Source organism: Butyrivibrio hungatei DSM 14810 (genome assembly GCF_900143205.1).
In the GTDB taxonomy this organism is placed as follows: domain Bacteria; phylum Bacillota; class Clostridia; order Lachnospirales; family Lachnospiraceae; genus Butyrivibrio; species Butyrivibrio hungatei.
This window is the reverse complement of sequence record NZ_FRDH01000008.1, coordinates 63,760-78,885: the sequence shown is the minus strand read 5'-3', so window position 1 is coordinate 78,885 and position 15,126 is coordinate 63,760. Positions and strand designations below refer to the sequence as shown.

Annotated in this window: 13 protein-coding genes, 1 riboswitch and 1 other annotated feature; of the genes, 10 read left to right on the top strand and 3 right to left on the bottom strand. The window is 38.2% G+C overall.

Going from position 1 to position 15,126, the window contains the following annotated elements; genetic code table 11:
* Positions 1–55 precede the first annotated feature (55 nt).
* The 4 genes from BUA02_RS10415 (at position 56) to BUA02_RS10400 (ending at position 4,584) form a co-directional block, all read left to right on the top strand.
* Positions 56–418 (top strand): YraN family protein, encoded by a 363-nt coding sequence (locus BUA02_RS10415; protein ID WP_072703727.1) that lies wholly within the window; start codon positions 56–58, stop codon positions 416–418.
* Positions 419–472: 54 nt separating this feature from the next.
* Positions 473–1,339, top strand: a complete 867-nt coding sequence (pgeF, locus tag BUA02_RS10410) for a peptidoglycan editing factor PgeF (protein WP_072704016.1) — start codon at positions 473–475, stop codon at positions 1,337–1,339.
* A gap of 90 nt (positions 1,340–1,429) precedes the next feature.
* On the top strand, positions 1,430–2,125 hold the full coding sequence (locus BUA02_RS10405) for a response regulator transcription factor (protein ID WP_072703724.1): 696 nt from the start codon (positions 1,430–1,432) through the stop codon (positions 2,123–2,125).
* The gene (locus BUA02_RS10400) at positions 2,122–4,584 is read left to right on the top strand and encodes a HAMP domain-containing sensor histidine kinase (protein ID WP_072703721.1); all 2,463 of its coding nucleotides are present in this window, start codon (positions 2,122–2,124) and stop codon (positions 4,582–4,584) included. The genes BUA02_RS10405 and BUA02_RS10400 overlap by 4 nt, the downstream gene beginning before the upstream one ends.
* Positions 4,585–4,652: 68 nt before the next feature.
* Here BUA02_RS10400 and BUA02_RS10395 read toward each other — a convergent pair whose 3' ends face one another.
* Positions 4,653–5,852 carry a ribose-phosphate pyrophosphokinase gene (locus BUA02_RS10395; RefSeq protein ID WP_071176014.1) on the bottom strand — a complete coding sequence of 400 codons (1,200 nt, stop codon included), beginning with the start codon at positions 5,850–5,852 and terminating at the stop codon, positions 4,653–4,655.
* 135 nt (positions 5,853–5,987) lie between these two features.
* Between BUA02_RS10395 and BUA02_RS10390 the strand changes: the two genes are divergently transcribed.
* From BUA02_RS10390 to BUA02_RS10375, 4 genes are read left to right on the top strand one after another with little or no spacing between them, the layout of a single operon-like run.
* Complete coding sequence (locus BUA02_RS10390) at positions 5,988–7,352, top strand: DUF512 domain-containing protein (RefSeq protein ID WP_083572734.1); 1,365 nt, start codon at positions 5,988–5,990, stop codon at positions 7,350–7,352.
* 3 nt (positions 7,353–7,355) lie between these two features.
* The gene (gene der, locus BUA02_RS10385; protein WP_071176015.1) at positions 7,356–8,684 is read left to right on the top strand and encodes a ribosome biogenesis GTPase Der; all 1,329 of its coding nucleotides are present in this window, start codon (positions 7,356–7,358) and stop codon (positions 8,682–8,684) included.
* A gap of 4 nt (positions 8,685–8,688) precedes the next feature.
* A complete protein-coding gene (gene plsY / locus BUA02_RS10380) occupies positions 8,689–9,390 on the top strand; it encodes a glycerol-3-phosphate 1-O-acyltransferase PlsY (protein ID WP_071176016.1) in 702 nt (233 codons plus the stop codon).
* A 13-nt stretch (positions 9,391–9,403) separates the two neighbouring features.
* Entirely contained in the window at positions 9,404–10,426 is a 1,023-nt protein-coding gene (locus BUA02_RS10375; RefSeq protein WP_072703718.1) for an NAD(P)H-dependent glycerol-3-phosphate dehydrogenase, read from the top strand.
* Positions 10,427–10,462: 36 nt separating this feature from the next.
* Here the strand turns inward: BUA02_RS10375 and BUA02_RS10370 are convergent, their stop codons facing one another.
* Together BUA02_RS10370 and BUA02_RS10365 are read right to left on the bottom strand one after the other, a co-directional pair.
* Positions 10,463–11,095 carry a folate family ECF transporter S component gene (locus tag BUA02_RS10370; protein ID WP_083572733.1) on the bottom strand — a complete coding sequence of 211 codons (633 nt, stop codon included), beginning with the start codon at positions 11,093–11,095 and terminating at the stop codon, positions 10,463–10,465.
* 66 nt (positions 11,096–11,161) lie between these two features.
* Positions 11,162–11,257: riboswitch (THF riboswitch) on the bottom strand.
* Positions 11,258–11,352: 95 nt separating this feature from the next.
* Positions 11,353–11,649, bottom strand: a complete 297-nt coding sequence (locus BUA02_RS10365) for a hypothetical protein (protein WP_071176019.1) — start codon at positions 11,647–11,649, stop codon at positions 11,353–11,355.
* 148 nt (positions 11,650–11,797) lie between these two features.
* Positions 11,798–12,053: a binding site (T-box leader), on the top strand.
* Between the two features lie 64 nt (positions 12,054–12,117).
* Between BUA02_RS10365 and tyrS the strand changes: the two genes are divergently transcribed.
* Together tyrS and BUA02_RS10355 are read left to right on the top strand one after the other, a co-directional pair.
* The gene (gene tyrS, locus BUA02_RS10360) at positions 12,118–13,338 is read left to right on the top strand and encodes a tyrosine--tRNA ligase (RefSeq protein ID WP_072703715.1); all 1,221 of its coding nucleotides are present in this window, start codon (positions 12,118–12,120) and stop codon (positions 13,336–13,338) included.
* A 36-nt stretch (positions 13,339–13,374) separates the two neighbouring features.
* The gene (locus BUA02_RS10355; RefSeq protein WP_072703712.1) at positions 13,375–15,108 is read left to right on the top strand and encodes a glycoside hydrolase family 27 protein; all 1,734 of its coding nucleotides are present in this window, start codon (positions 13,375–13,377) and stop codon (positions 15,106–15,108) included.
* Positions 15,109–15,126 lie beyond the last annotated feature (18 nt).

The following is a 15,126-nucleotide window of genomic DNA, read 5'->3' as shown; positions in this document are numbered from 1 at the left end:
TCAAATTTATAGACTGTTTACCCATGGATAAGATCAAAGCAAAGGATAAGACCAGGTGAGTAGTAAAGAAATAGGAAAATGGTATGAAATTGTTGCCCGGGAATATATTAAAAGCAACGGCGGACGGATATTAGATGCAAACTTTCGGGCAAAATGTGGTGAAATAGATATTATAGCTGGTGATGGAGAATATCTATGTTTCATAGAAGTTAAGTATCGTAAAGATGCAAAATATGGCGGCCCGGAAGCCGCCGTTAGTTTGTCAAAACAAAAGAAAATCTGTAAAACTTCTTTATTTTATCTTCTTTGTCATTCTCTTTCTGAAGACATTCCCATTAGATATGATGTGATAAGTATTTCAGGCGAACAGGACAGCGTTTCCATTCATTGGGACAAAGACTCATTTGACTTCATATAGCCAGATGCTATAGTGTGTAAATATAAGAATGAATTGTAGAGGCAGATTATGAACATGGATTTACATATAAAAAGAACTGGCGAAAACAAGACGATGGAGCTTAGAGAATCCGATGGTCTTAAATATCTTGTTTTTCCAAAAATTGAAGAACTTGGTATCGTGGACCATATGTTTAGCACAAGGCTTGGTGGTGTTTCAACTGGTTATTACTCAGAGTGTAACTTAAGCTACACAAGAGGTGATGACAAGGAACACGTAGATGAAAACTATAGAAGAGTAGCTAATGCACTGGGGCATGGCAGAACTTTAGATGACTTTGTTCTGACATTTCAGACTCATACTACAAATATCAAGGTTGTAACGGAAGAAGACAGAGGAAAAGGACCTGCCAAAGCTCGCGATTATACTGATATAGACGGTCTTATTACAAATGTACCAGGCATCATTCTTGGAACCTTTCACGCTGATTGCCCGCCTATTTACATAGTAGATCCAGTTCATAAGGCAATCGGTATGGTACATTCTGGTTGGAAGGGCACTAAGGGCAAGATCGGAGCTGTTGCTCTTAAGAAAATGCACAAAGAGTATGGAACAGATGCAAAAGACTGTATCTGTGCCATCGGTCCTTCAATCTGTGGTGACTGTTATGAGATTGGTGAGGATGTGGCAAAAGAGTTTTTGGAAGCCTTTACAGATGCTGAGCTTTCAGATGAACGTATTTTGGTTCCTTATCCTAATGGAAAATACAGACTCTTTTTATGGAATGCTATTAAACTAACACTTAGACAAGCAGGTGTCTTAGAGGACAATATATTGGTTACGGATATCTGCACAAAGTGCAATCCTGATCTTTTATTTTCACACAGGGTTCATCATGAAGAGCGCGGTAATCTCTGCGCATTTTTGTCACTGAAAAAATAAATTGTAATTCTTAAGAAATCTTAAGAAATTTCGTAGGTAAATCTTAAGATTTTGATGGTTTAATTGATTATAGGAATATGTGAGGTTTATATGGAAAATATTTTAGTATGCGACGATGATAAAGAAATAGTTGATGCTATTGAAATCTATCTTCAGCAGGAAGGCTACAGAGTCTATAAGGCTTATGATGGTGAACAGGGACTTGAGATCTTGAAAAACGCCAGTATTCAGCTTGCTATCGTAGACGTTATGATGCCTGTGCTTGATGGTATCCATCTTGTGATGGAGCTTAGAAAATTCAGCACAGTTCCAGTTATCTTTTTATCTGCAAAATCAGAAGACTCTGACAAAATTCTTGGTCTTAATATTGGCGCTGATGACTACATAACAAAGCCTTTTAACCCACTGGAGCTTGTTGCAAGGGTTAAGTCTAATCTTCGCAGGTACATGAAGCTTGGAAGCAGAGAGAGTCAGGAAAATGTTTATTCTACTGGCGGACTTGTTGTTGATGAGAACTCAAAAGAGGTTACAGTTTATGGTGAGAATATCAGACTTACTCCTATAGAGTACAGTATTTTAGCTTTCCTTGTGAAAAATAAGGGAAAGGTATTCTCCATCAACCAGATTTATGAGCAGATCTGGAGAGATTCTGCAGTTTGTGCTGACAATACTATTGCAGTCCATATCAGACATATCAGAGAAAAAATAGAAATAAATCCTAAAGATCCAAAGTACCTTAAGGTGGTTTGGGGAGTTGGGTACAAGATTGAGGACGAAGTTATATGACGAAGTATTTAAAACACCCTAAATTATTAAGCTTTTTACAGCATCTCATGGCTGCTTTTATTGCTTTTACATATTTTTATGTATTTGCTGGATCAAGCATTATTATTTCAGGTGTTAGAGGAGATTATTCTTATAATCTTTATGAGTCGGACAGAACTAAGGGCTACGAAGAATCATATCTTTTTAACAATATTCTTGGAAACAATATCTCAGATGTATTAAAGCTTGTGGCAGAGCGAAGCCAGCTTGAAACATCAGGAGAATATGATGGCAAAAAGAAGATTGATGTTACCGCCTACGTAAATAGAGGAACGACGCTTCCTGGAGATTATATTACAGCTACCTATTATCTTTCTGATCTTCTTAAATGGGGACAGAGCGGTTTTGAGTATGAGACACGTGATTTTACTGGTGAAGAAAGTGCTAAATTCCTTAGTAAGTCAACTACTTATACACATCTAAAGAACAATATTGTATCTGGTGGCATGAATTCTTATCTTAGTTCCCAGCTTGAAGATAATAGCATGACCTTTACTATTACAAGCAGTACACAGCCTGAAGGAGGCAAACACAACATCCTTGTTTCAAGATACGAGACAGTTGATGGCAAGAATGTTGAGGACCTTGTATCTAACTGGGAGGAGTACAATCTCCTTTGTTCTTATGTAGAAGAGGCGGCTCTTACACTTACTAATAATTTCGAGGATTACGGCAAGCTGGTTTCTTATTATAGCTATCAGAACAGTAATGTTAGATATTTTGTATCAAGAACCATAAACGGTAAGACTGAGACCTATACCAATGTTGAAGAGCTCTCAAAAGAGACTACAGGAATCGATATCAAGAGTATGTTCGAAGGCTATGGTAAATACATTTATTATTGCCCGTATGAACTTCAGTATGAGACCAATACTCTTATAAAAGAGAGTGTAATCCGTTCTCTTGTAAAGAGTTACAAATATGCTTTCCCTGATCAGATCAAGGTGTATATTGCTGTTGATACCAATGATTATCCATGCATTGATGGCTTTACTCAAGGAAAGATAAGCTTTTCAAAATATATGCCTTACAGAACGCAGCTTTATATCCTTAGCTTTGTTGCTGCAGTAGTATATCTCTTTATTCTCTTGATCAGACTAAAAGCTAGTAATAATGGTGCTGATGAAGAGCGCAAAAAAACTATATACACAGGTGCGATCATTGGGATAGGCTTAGGTATCATTCTGATTCCTTTTGCGGCGTTTGTTATTACGAGCCTTATTATGGATATCAGCTATGGTAAGCTTCTTCAGATAGCACATTTTCCTGTGTATGCTGCCATGGGAGCATTTGTCTTTGATATCGGTCTGTTGTACCTTGTTTATGGACTTTTTAAGAAGTACAAGGAAAAGACCCTGTGGAAGGATTCATTTACAAGACAGGTGATCATAAAGGCCAAAAAGCTTATCCTTTCAACAACTGATAATGCTAACGTTATCATCAGAACCTGGATCCCTTATGTTGGCTTTGTGGTTCTTAACACACTTCTTTTTAATATTGGACTCGCCGGAATTGTGCTGGCAGTTATTTTTGATGTATTGGTTGGAGTGTATCTTTACAGGCAAAACCTTGATAGAGACAAGATCATACATGTAATAGAGAATATTCAAAATGGCGACGTTAAAGCAAAGGTTAAGATTGATAATCTCCACGCAGATAATATAAGTCTTGCTGAAGCTGTTAATACAATTGGTGAAGGCATAGATAGAGCTGTGGATACCAGTATGAAGGATGAAAAGCTAAAGGCTGACCTTATTACTAATGTATCCCACGATATTAAGACTCCTCTTACATCTATCATCAATTATGTTGATCTTATTAAGAGAGAAGATATCGATAATGCAAGAGTAAAAGAGTATGTTGCAGTTCTTGAGGCTAAATCTCAAAAACTCAAGCAGTTAACAGAAGACCTTGTTGAAGCTTCAAAGATAAGCTCAGGTAATATCAGTATTCAGCTTGATAAAATCGATTTTGTAGAGCTTGTTAATCAGACTATTGGTGAATTCTTTGAAAAACTTGAAGCCAGCAAACTTACTCCTGTATTTAAAGCAGAAAAGCCATCAATTATTATCATGGCAGATGCAAGACATCTCTGGAGAGTTGTTGAGAACCTCATCAATAATGTATGCAAATATGCACTTCCTGGCACAAGAGTCTACATGGATATGCGTATCAAAGAAGAAAATAACAAGAAATACGTGGTATTTTCAATCAAGAATATTTCAGCTAATGAGCTCAATGTAGATGAAGGAGAGCTTACAGAGAGATTTATTAGAGGAGATGAGTCCAGAACTACAGAAGGAAGCGGACTTGGTCTTTCTATTGCCAAGAATCTTACAATATCTCAGGGTGGTAAGTTTGATATCAAGCTTGATGGAGATCTTTTCAAGGCAATACTTACTTTTGAAGTGATCGAATAAAGCTTTGTTGCAAAATACATATATTAAAAAAACGAGGCTATAAAAGCCTCGTTTTATTTTGTAAAAGATTATTCAAATAACTCTTCAGGAGTCTTGCATCCTGAGTTGTACTTACCAACGATCTCGTGAATCTTGTCTGTTGGCATGTTAACTGTTGACATTGAAGCATCGTGATTAAGGAAATCAATGATAGTTGCAAGAAATTTACCCATATCAGCGATGAATACATATTCTCTTGAAGTGATCTCTTCATTCATGTATGTAAGGTTAGTAGTGATGACTGCGTCGAAGTAGCCATTCTTGTAACCTTCATCAAATTTATGCATACCATCTGTGAAAAGACCAAAGGTTGTGCAGATAAATACTCGCTTAGCACCCATGTTCTTGAGCTGCTTGGCTGTATCTATCATACTTGATCCTGATGAGATCATGTCATCGATTACGATAACGTCACGACCTGAAATATCAGAACCAAGGAATTCGTGAGCAACAATAGGGTTTGTTCCGTTAACTACGTGAGCATAGTCACGTCTTTTGTAGAACATACCTGTGTCAGCACCGATTACGTTTGCAAAGTAAACGGCTCTATCCAAAGCGCCTTCATCAGGGCTGATAACAGTAAGATGGTCCTTGTCTACAACAAGGTCATCAATATGAGATAAAAGAGCCTTCATAAACTGATATGAAGCAAGGAAGTTATCAAATCCACCAAGTGGCTTAGCGTTTGAGATTCTAGGATCATGAGCATCAAATGTAATGAAGTTTGAAATACCCATGTCATGAAGCTCTTTAAACATCTGAGCTGCATCAAGAGACTCCATTCCGTTTCTCTTGTGCTGACGGCCTTCATAAAGGAAAGGCATGATAACATTTATTCTTTTTGCTTTACCTGTGATTGCACCAATGACTCTCTTAAGATCCTGGTAATGATCGTCAGGAGACTTGTGATTGATATAGTTGTACATTTTGTATGTAATGCTATAGTTACATACATCTGTGAGAATATAGACGTCACTTCCGCGAACGCTTTCATTGATTGTACATTTAGCTTCGCCGCTTCCAAATCTGTCAAGGCTGTAAGCTGTCTGATAAGTGCTTTTTACATATCCGTGAAAAGCGGGATCATTTTCCGGCATTTTATATAAGTCGTGTCTGAACTCTGAAATATAGCGGTCTACACTGTCTCCAAGTTCCTTGGCAGACTCCATAACAATAAGACTAAGTGGGGCAACTGGAATAGTACCTTCCAGCTTGTGAAAATCTGGCATAATAATCCCTTCCTTTTTTGCATTTATAAAAGAACATAATTCTACATTTATTGTTTTACCATCATGAATGCTGACACGTCAATAAAAAAAATGTATAATATTGTGACGAAGTATTTAAAGATAAAGGAAATTTTTATGCCAAAAGAAAAAGGTCATCTTATAAGTAGAATAGATGAGAACAGTATTGCAGAAGAATTAAATATAGAACCGGGAGACAAACTCCTTAAGATAAATGATCAGGAGATCACAGATATTTTTGATTATCAGTATCTTGTTCAGGACGAACATCTTGATGTTTTGATTCTCAAACAAAATGGTGAAGAGTGGCTTCTTGATATAGACAAGGATTATTACGAAGACCTTGGTATTGAATTTGAAAATGGTCTTATGGACAACTACAGACGTTGCTCCAATAATTGTATCTTTTGCTTCATAGATCAAATGCCAAAAGGTATGCGAGATACATTATATTTTAAAGATGATGATTCAAGACTTTCTTTTTTGCAGGGAAATTATGTAACACTTACGAATATGTCTGACGCAGATATAGACAGGATACTTAAATATCATTTATCCCCTATCAATGTGTCTTTTCAAACGACTAATCCGGAACTTCGATGCAAGATGCTGGGGAACAGATTTGCAGGTGAAGCTCTCAAGAAAGTAGACAGACTTTGTGCACCCGGGTCTGGTATTGAGCTTAATGGGCAGATTGTTTTATGTAAGGGAGTCAATGATGGTGCTGAGCTTGAGAGATCAATAAGGGATATGTCCAAGTATATTCCTAATCTTCAGAGTGTGTCTGTTGTTCCAGTAGGTCTTTCCAAGTATAGAGATGGACTGTATCCTCTTGAACCGTTTGATTCCAAGGACGCTGCAGAAGTTATTGATCTGATAGAGAGCTGGCAACGCAAGATCTATGATGAACATGGTATCCACTTTATTCATGCCAGTGATGAATGGTATTTCCTAGCTGGCAGGCCTTTTCCAGAGGCTGATAGGTACGACGGTTACATTCAGCTTGAAAACGGCGTTGGAATGGTGAGACTTTTAATGGATGAGTTTGATGAAGCCCTTGAGGTTGCTGTTTCTGAGCATGGAGATCACATTGCTGGACTTGAAAGAGAGATTTCGCTTGCTACAGGAAGACTTGTTTATCCTTGTATAAAAGAGCTGGTTGAAAAGGCTATGAAAGTTTCAACTGGACTTAAGGTACATGTTTATGAGATAATAAATGAGTTTTTTGGCGAGAGAATCACAGTTTCCGGACTTTTAACTGGACAGGATATCATCAAACAGCTTAAAGGCAGGGAACTTGGTAGCACACTATATCTCCCTGAGAATCTTCTTAGAAGTGGTGAAGACTATCTATTAGATGATGTGAGGATCGGAGACATAGAAAAGGCTCTTGATACTAATGTAGGAATATCAAAGTGTGATGGACACAATCTTGTATCACTTCTTTTGGATATTCCTGAAGATGAATTATATAAAGGATAAGAAATGAGTAGAAAAAATATTGTTGCAGTAGTAGGAAGGCCAAACGTTGGTAAATCTACTTTATTTAACGCTCTTGCTGGTAGCAGGATTGCTATTGTTCAGGATACTCCTGGCGTAACAAGAGACAGGATCTATCAGGATGTAGAATGGCTTAATCATAACTTTACACTTATTGACACAGGCGGTATCGAGCCTGATTCAAAGGATGTCATTCTGTCTCAGATGAGAGAACAGGCACAGATCGCTATTGATACAGCTGATGTCATTATCTTTATGGTGGATGTCAAACAGGGACTTACTGACTCTGACTCAAAGGTTGCAGACATGCTCCGTAAGTCAGGTAAGCCAATAGTTCTTTGCGTCAACAAGGTCGATAATTTTAATAGAGACAGCCTTGATGTTTACGAGTTCTATAATCTTGGTATCGGTGAGCCATTCCCGATATCTGCTATCAACAAGCAGGGTATCGGTGATCTTTTAGAAGAGGTTGTAAGCCATTTTGTAAAAGATTCTGTGAATGATACGGAGGATGACACCACTAAGATAGCTATCATCGGTAAGCCAAACGTAGGAAAATCATCTATTATCAATAAGCTTATTGGTGAGAACAGACTTATTGTATCTGATATTGCAGGAACCACACGTGATGCCATTGATACAGAAGTTAAGTACAATGGCAAAAAGTATACATTTATTGATACAGCTGGTCTTCGCAGAAAGAACAAGATCAAAGATGAGCTTGAGCATTACATGATCGTTAGAACTGTAGGTGCTGTAGAAAGAGCTGATATAGCAATTCTTGTTATCAACGCTGAAGAGGGCGTTACAGAACAGGATGCAAAGATCGCTGGTATTGCACATGAAAGCGGTAAAGCTGTTATCATCGCTGTTAATAAGTGGGATCTTATTGAGAAGGATAATCATTCTGTAAAAGAATTTACAAAGGATATTAGAAATACTCTTGCATTTATGAATTATGCCGAGATCATCTTTATTTCAGCAGAAACAGGTCAGAGACTTGTTAAGCTCTATGATATGATCGATATGGTAAGCGAGAATCATGCCCTTAGAGTTTCTACAGGTGTACTTAATGAGATTATGACACAGGCAGTTGTAATGCAACAGCCACCTAGTGACAAGGGTAAGATACTTAAGCTGTATTACATTACTCAGGCATCTGTTAAGCCTCCTACATTTGTAATATTTGTCAATGACAAGAAGCTTATGCATTTTAGCTACACCAGATATATCGAAAATCAGATAAGAGAAGCCTTTGGTTTCAAGGGAACTCCTCTAAGATTCATTATCAGAGAGAGAAAAGAGGAAAAATAAAGAAATGAACAGCTTGAGTTTGTTTGGGGTTAGAGTATTTTGCCTTGTTGTTGGATACGCATTTGGTATGTTCCAGACTGCAGTTTTGTATGGAAGACTTAAAGGAGTAGATATCCGCAAGGTTGGAAGTGGTAATGCAGGTACAACCAATACTTTGAGAGTACTTGGAACTAAGGCTGGTTTTATAGTCCTTTTTGGAGATATGATCAAGTGCATTCTCGCTATATTCCTTACAGGATTTGTATTTAAGCAGATTTTTGGAAGTGAAGTATATGCAAGCTACAATTACTTCCTTAAGATCTATACAGCAGCTGGATGCGTACTTGGACATGATTTCCCATTTTTCCTTAAATTTAAAGGTGGTAAAGGAATAGCAGTTACTTCAGGCTATATTATTGCAACAGGAACTCCTTTTGTTTTAGTAGGTCTTCTTGCTTTCCTTGTTCCATTCAATATTACACATTACGTATCACTTGGAAGTCTGTGCCTTTATACATGCTTTTTTATCCAGCTTATTGTCGAAGGCCAGACAGGAATCTGCAATATGGCTATCAATGTAATGCCTCAGGGCGTTAGGATTGAGATGTATGTTGTTGCATTCCTTATGACAGTTCTTGCTTTTTATCAGCATAGAACCAATATCCAGAAGCTTTTATCTGGAAATGAAAGAAAAACATATTTGTTCAAAAAGAACAAGATTGACTAAATGAGGGAAAATTGTGAGTAAAAACATCGGTATAATTGGTGCAGGAAGCTGGGGAATTGCTCTTGCTTTCCTTCTTACCAATAATGGACATAAGGTTACAATCTGGTCCAGAAGCGATTCATCTGTTGAAAAACTAAAGAGTTATCATGGCAATGAAGATAAGCTTCCAGGAGTTAAGCTCCCAGATGATGTGATCTATACCTCAAAGATTCAGGAGGCAGTTGAGGGCAAGGATATTATCGTTCTTGTTATTCCTTCTGCCCATATGAGAGAGACAGCAAGGCTTATTGCTCCATATATCAATCCTACTGAGGAATGTCAGCAGATCATTGTCAACTGTTCAAAGGGTATCGAAGAAGATACTATGATGCTTATGTCTGATGTAATTCTTGATGAGATACCAGGAAGCAATGTTTGCGTATTATCAGGCCCTTCCCATGCTGAGGAGGTTGGTCGTAAGATGCCAACAACTATAGTTATTGGAGCCTTTGATAAAGATATTGCAAGATACGTACAAAACGTATTTATGAATAACGTTTTTAGAGTTTATACTAGTCCTGATATGCTTGGTATTGAGATTGGTGCAGCTTTAAAGAATGTTATTGCTCTTGCCGCAGGAATGGCTGATGGCCTTGGATGTGGAGATAACGCTAAGGCAGCTCTTATTACAAGAGGTATTGCTGAAATGTCCAGACTTGGAATGGCAATGGGCGGCAAACTTGAGACCTTTAGTGGGCTTTCAGGAATAGGTGATCTTATAGTTACCTGTGCATCTATGCATTCCAGAAATAGAAGAGCTGGAATCCTCATCGGACAAGGCAAATCCTATCAAGAAGCCATGGATGAAGTTAAGATGGTTGTAGAAGGCGTATATAGTGCTAAAGCTGCACTTAAACTTGCTGAAAAATACGAAGTTGAAATGCCTATAGTATCTGAAGTAAATGAGATATTATTTAAGGGAAAAAAACCAGAAGATGCTTTAAGAAATCTGATGGAAAGAGATAAGAGAACAGAAAACAGCTCCCTCGATTGGTGAGGAAGCTGTTTTTTCTTTACTATATTTTGAAGATCATTAGTTTTTCTTCGGCTTGCAGACTACGTTCCCATGTGGTTTTCTACCGGATTCAAACTCAGGTCTTAGGATCTTGTTGATTATAGGTAAGAGAATCAGCATTATAGCAACGTCGCATGGAAGCTTACCTGCATTGGTGATTATTCTTGGAAGCATGATAGCCTTAAAGGCATTTCCTGTTGTGAGCATGATAAAGTAAGTGTTCATTCCAAGGTTGCAGATGATCTTAACGAGTAGCTCAGCAAAAAAGATATTCCAGATATTGATCGGTCTCTTGTAGAGGAAGAATCCGTATATAAGACCACTTACCATTGGAACTAAAGTGAACAAAAAGTTAAACTGTCCGTCTGGGTGAACCATGAACTTTACTATATCCATGGCTCCTCCAAAGATCATTCCAATCCAGGGTCCAAACAGAAAAGCAACAATTTGGTTTGGAATACTTGAAAAACCAATCCTTAAGAAGTCACCGATCTTAATGGTTGCAACTGAACTTAGGACAACAGCAATTGCTCCAATGACTCCGCAAAATACCATAACTCTGGTATTAGTAAGCTGATTCATGGTTTTTGGACTTAATCTTTCTTTGCTAAAAAAATTGGAGTTAGTGCTAGAATCAAGAAATTCATTCATAATAATACCTCCTTTGCAGTTTTTCCTTTACCACATCGGAGGATAAAAAAGATATTCAAACGATGTAGCAGCGGGATGCGAGACGTAAACCGCGGATAAACCTTCGTCCTAATGACAACTCCCTGTTCAAAAGGCACTTAACGCTTATGTCTCTACTCTGCGTTTGTTTTTTATTTTCTAGCATCATAATACTTTAGTATGATTTATTTTTCAATAGCTTTTTTGTAAAAGAAAAAACTTCCCAAAAGAGGGAAGTTTTATCTATTTACGGTACGTAACATGTACTTTTGAAGTAAAAATGAAAGTGGTGCGTAGAACCTGTTCCAAGTAATAGCAGCTCTCATGAGTTTTAATTCGTTGTCATTGTATGACATGTAGCCATTTTCTAATTTGTTTGTAAGAGTACTATACTGATTGTTACTTTTGTCAATGTCAAAGTCAGTTTGAAGATTCTTTAAGTATTCGCTTAACTTTCTACGTTGACGCTTTGTCATCATAACTGCAAATGTACTTGGGTTGTTTTTTTGTAGCGTATAAAGACTTGTTGTAAACATTTTATTTCCTCCTTGAAAATTGCCTTTATTATTTTCTGAAAATATTGTGTCGAAAATGTGTACATGGTTTTAACAAATTTCAAAATTTATATTTACAAAAACTTGACATAATTTCCATAGAATCTTAGAATAGGCTATAAATATAAAAGAAAAGGCATTGATCGGAATAAGTAATTGTCACAGCCTGACAACAGAGAATAGCTGGTTGGTGAGAAGCTTTAGTTAAGAGTGATGATGAATACCTCCGTGAGCAGCAGAGGCGAAATTGCAGTAGTTTCTGACGGGGACTGACCGTTATATCAGGAGAGTATCGTCTTTTTTAGTTTTAAGATCGTACTTATTGAGGCATATGGCGTGAGCTGTATGTGAATGAAGGTGGTAACACGGAGTTTTTCGTCCTTCGCAATCAGATTGGTTGCGGAGGATTTTTTTATTCCTTCGCACCGTGAATAGAAAAAGGAGACAGATATGAAGATTTTCGAGGAACTTAAGGCAAGAGGACTTATCGCACAGGTAACTGATGAAGAACAGATAAGAGACCTTGTAAATGAGGGAAAGGCTACATTCTACATTGGATTTGACTGTACAGCTGATTCACTTACAGCTGGTCACTTCATGGCACTTACACTTATGAAGAGACTTCAGGAAGCTGGTAACAAGCCAATCGCACTTATTGGCGGTGGTACAACTATGATCGGTGATCCTTCAGGCAGAACTGATATGAGAAAGATGCTTACAAGAGAAGATATTGATCACAACGCAGAGTGCTTCAAGAAGCAGATGGAGAAATTCATTGATTTTGGTGAAGGCAAGGCTATGATGGTCAACAACGCTGACTGGCTTCTTAACCTTAACTACATTGAGCTTTTAAGAGAGGTTGGTGCATGCTTCTCAGTAAATAACATGCTTAGAGCAGAGTGCTACAAGCAGCGTATGGAAAAAGGACTTAGCTTCCTTGAGTTTAACTACATGATCATGCAGTCATACGACTTCTATTACATGTTCCAGAAGTACAATTGTAACCTTGAGTTTGGTGGAGATGATCAGTGGAGCAATATGCTTGGCGGTACAGAGCTTATCCGAAGAAAGCTTGGTAAGGATGCTCATGCTATGACAATTACTCTTTTAACAGATTCTCAGGGTAAGAAGATGGGCAAGACAGCTGGTAATGCTGTATGGCTTGATCCTAACAAGACTTCACCATTTGACTTCTACCAGTACTGGAGAAACGTAGGCGATGCAGATGTTGATAAGTGCATCAAGATGCTTACATTCATTCCTATCGAAGAGATCCTTGAGATGGAGAAGTGGGATCCTTCAAGAATTAATGAAAAGAAGGAGATCCTTGCATTTGAACTTACTTCACTTGTACATGGTAAGGAAGAGGCTCAGAAGGCTCAGGATGCTGCTAGAGCTCTTTTTGCTGGCGGTGGAGATATGGCAAACGTTCCATCTGTTGCTCTTAAGGAAGAGGACTTCAGAGATGGCGTAGTTGATATCATGCAGGTTCTCGTTTCTGCAGGCCTTTGCGCAACAAGAAGCGAAGCCAGACGTGCTGTAGAGCAGGGCGGTGTTCTTGTAAATGATGAAAAAGTTACAGATGTAAAGACAACATATGCTAAGGACTTCTTTGCAGATGGAATCATGGTTAAGAAGGGTAAAAAATCCTTCAAGAAGGTTACATGCTAATAGACTGAATATTATTACTTAAGGGGTATTTACTGCATGGGTTACGACAACTTATTTCCTGATCATATCGGGGAAGAGGGTAGGTTTGATCAATTTGATAATGGAAAGGTCCTGGCAGGCAAGCAAAAGAATAAGCTTCCTGCCATGGGCTGGAATAGCTGGAATGCTTTTGGAAGTGGCAACACAGAGGCACTTACAAAGGTTATGGCTGACAAGATAGTAGAACTTGGTCTTGATAAGCTTGGTTATGAATATGTCATCCTGGATGATGGCTGCTATAAGTCAGAGAGAGTAGACGGCAGGCTTTCTAACGAGGAAGTTAAGTTTCCATCTGGCTTTAAGGCTTTATCTGACTATGTTCATGATAAAGGTCTTAAATTTGGCATGTACAATGACATTGGTACAAATCTTTGCGCCGGAGCTCAGGTTGGAACCTGCGGCTACGAAGATGTAGATGCAAAGAGTTATCTCGAGTGGGGCGTTGATTTTTTAAAGGTTGATAATTGCTATTATCCTTTTGATAATGCCACTTTTTCTAATGCTGAAAATGCCAGATTTACATTTGCACCTAATATCAAGGCAATTAAGGTTGATGGCTTTGAGTATAAGGTAACTTCTGATGGTAAGATCACTGGTGATCTTGCAAGATTAGAGGATGACCATGTTACATTTCTTGGAACCTACGATGGTACTGGCCCTGATGCCAGTCCTGTTGGCCCAAGAAGCAGCGAGCTTATATTTGATATCTTTTCAGATTCAGAAAAGATCGTCAGCTTAAATGTTTTATATGCTACGGGCAAGAAAGAAGGCATTGGCCAGTGGCTTCAGGTTGCCGTTGAGGACAGCTTTTTTTACGATGATCTGTTAAAAGAAACTGAGACAGAAGGAAGCTATGAGTGGAGCCAGGATATTAAGATCTCTTTATCCAGAGGTAATAATAAGCTTAGGCTTATGAACCACAGAAGACAGGAAAATACTCTTAATTCCTATGCCAGACTTTTAAAAGAGCTTAAAAAACTTGATCCTGACAAGGATATTTATTACTCGGCCTGCGAATGGGGCAAGACTCAGCCACATAACTGGGGCTATAAAGTTTGTGACTCATGGAGAATCCTTAATGATATTACCTTTAGAGTTGGAAGCGACGGAGATCCTGGTCATGGCGCATGGATAGAGGACTATACTACTAGTGTTACAACTCAGTACAATAAGGCGGTTATCATGGATGAGTTTTCAGGCCTTGATAAGGGCTGGAATGACCCCGATATGCTGATGATCGGCATGGATGGCCTTACTGAAACTCAGAATAAGACTCACATGGCTATGTGGTGTATGATGAATTCACCACTTATGCTGGGAGTTGACCTTAGAAGAGTAAGTAAAGGCGATGAGATCTATAATATAATTGCTAATAAAGACCTTATAGCAATAAATCAGGACAAACTTGGAGTTCAGGCTAAACGTGTATATTCAAGCCTTGCTAAGGATGATCCATCAAGGGAATACATCAGAGACATTGACAGAGTCGATATCCTTAAAAAGAACTTATCTGACGGCAGACTTGCCATCAGCTTCATTAACCTTAGTCTTATGGACAATAATGAGGAATATGCAGTTACATTGCATGACTTTAATCCTAAGGGATTTCAGAAGTACATGGTAAAAGATGTATATACCAAGGAAGAAGTCTTAAATGATAAGGATGTTTTGATGGTCAAAGGTCTCAAAGCCTGCGACAACAGGACGTTTATCTTAACTCCAGTAGATTAAAGGCTTTTGAGCAAAAGT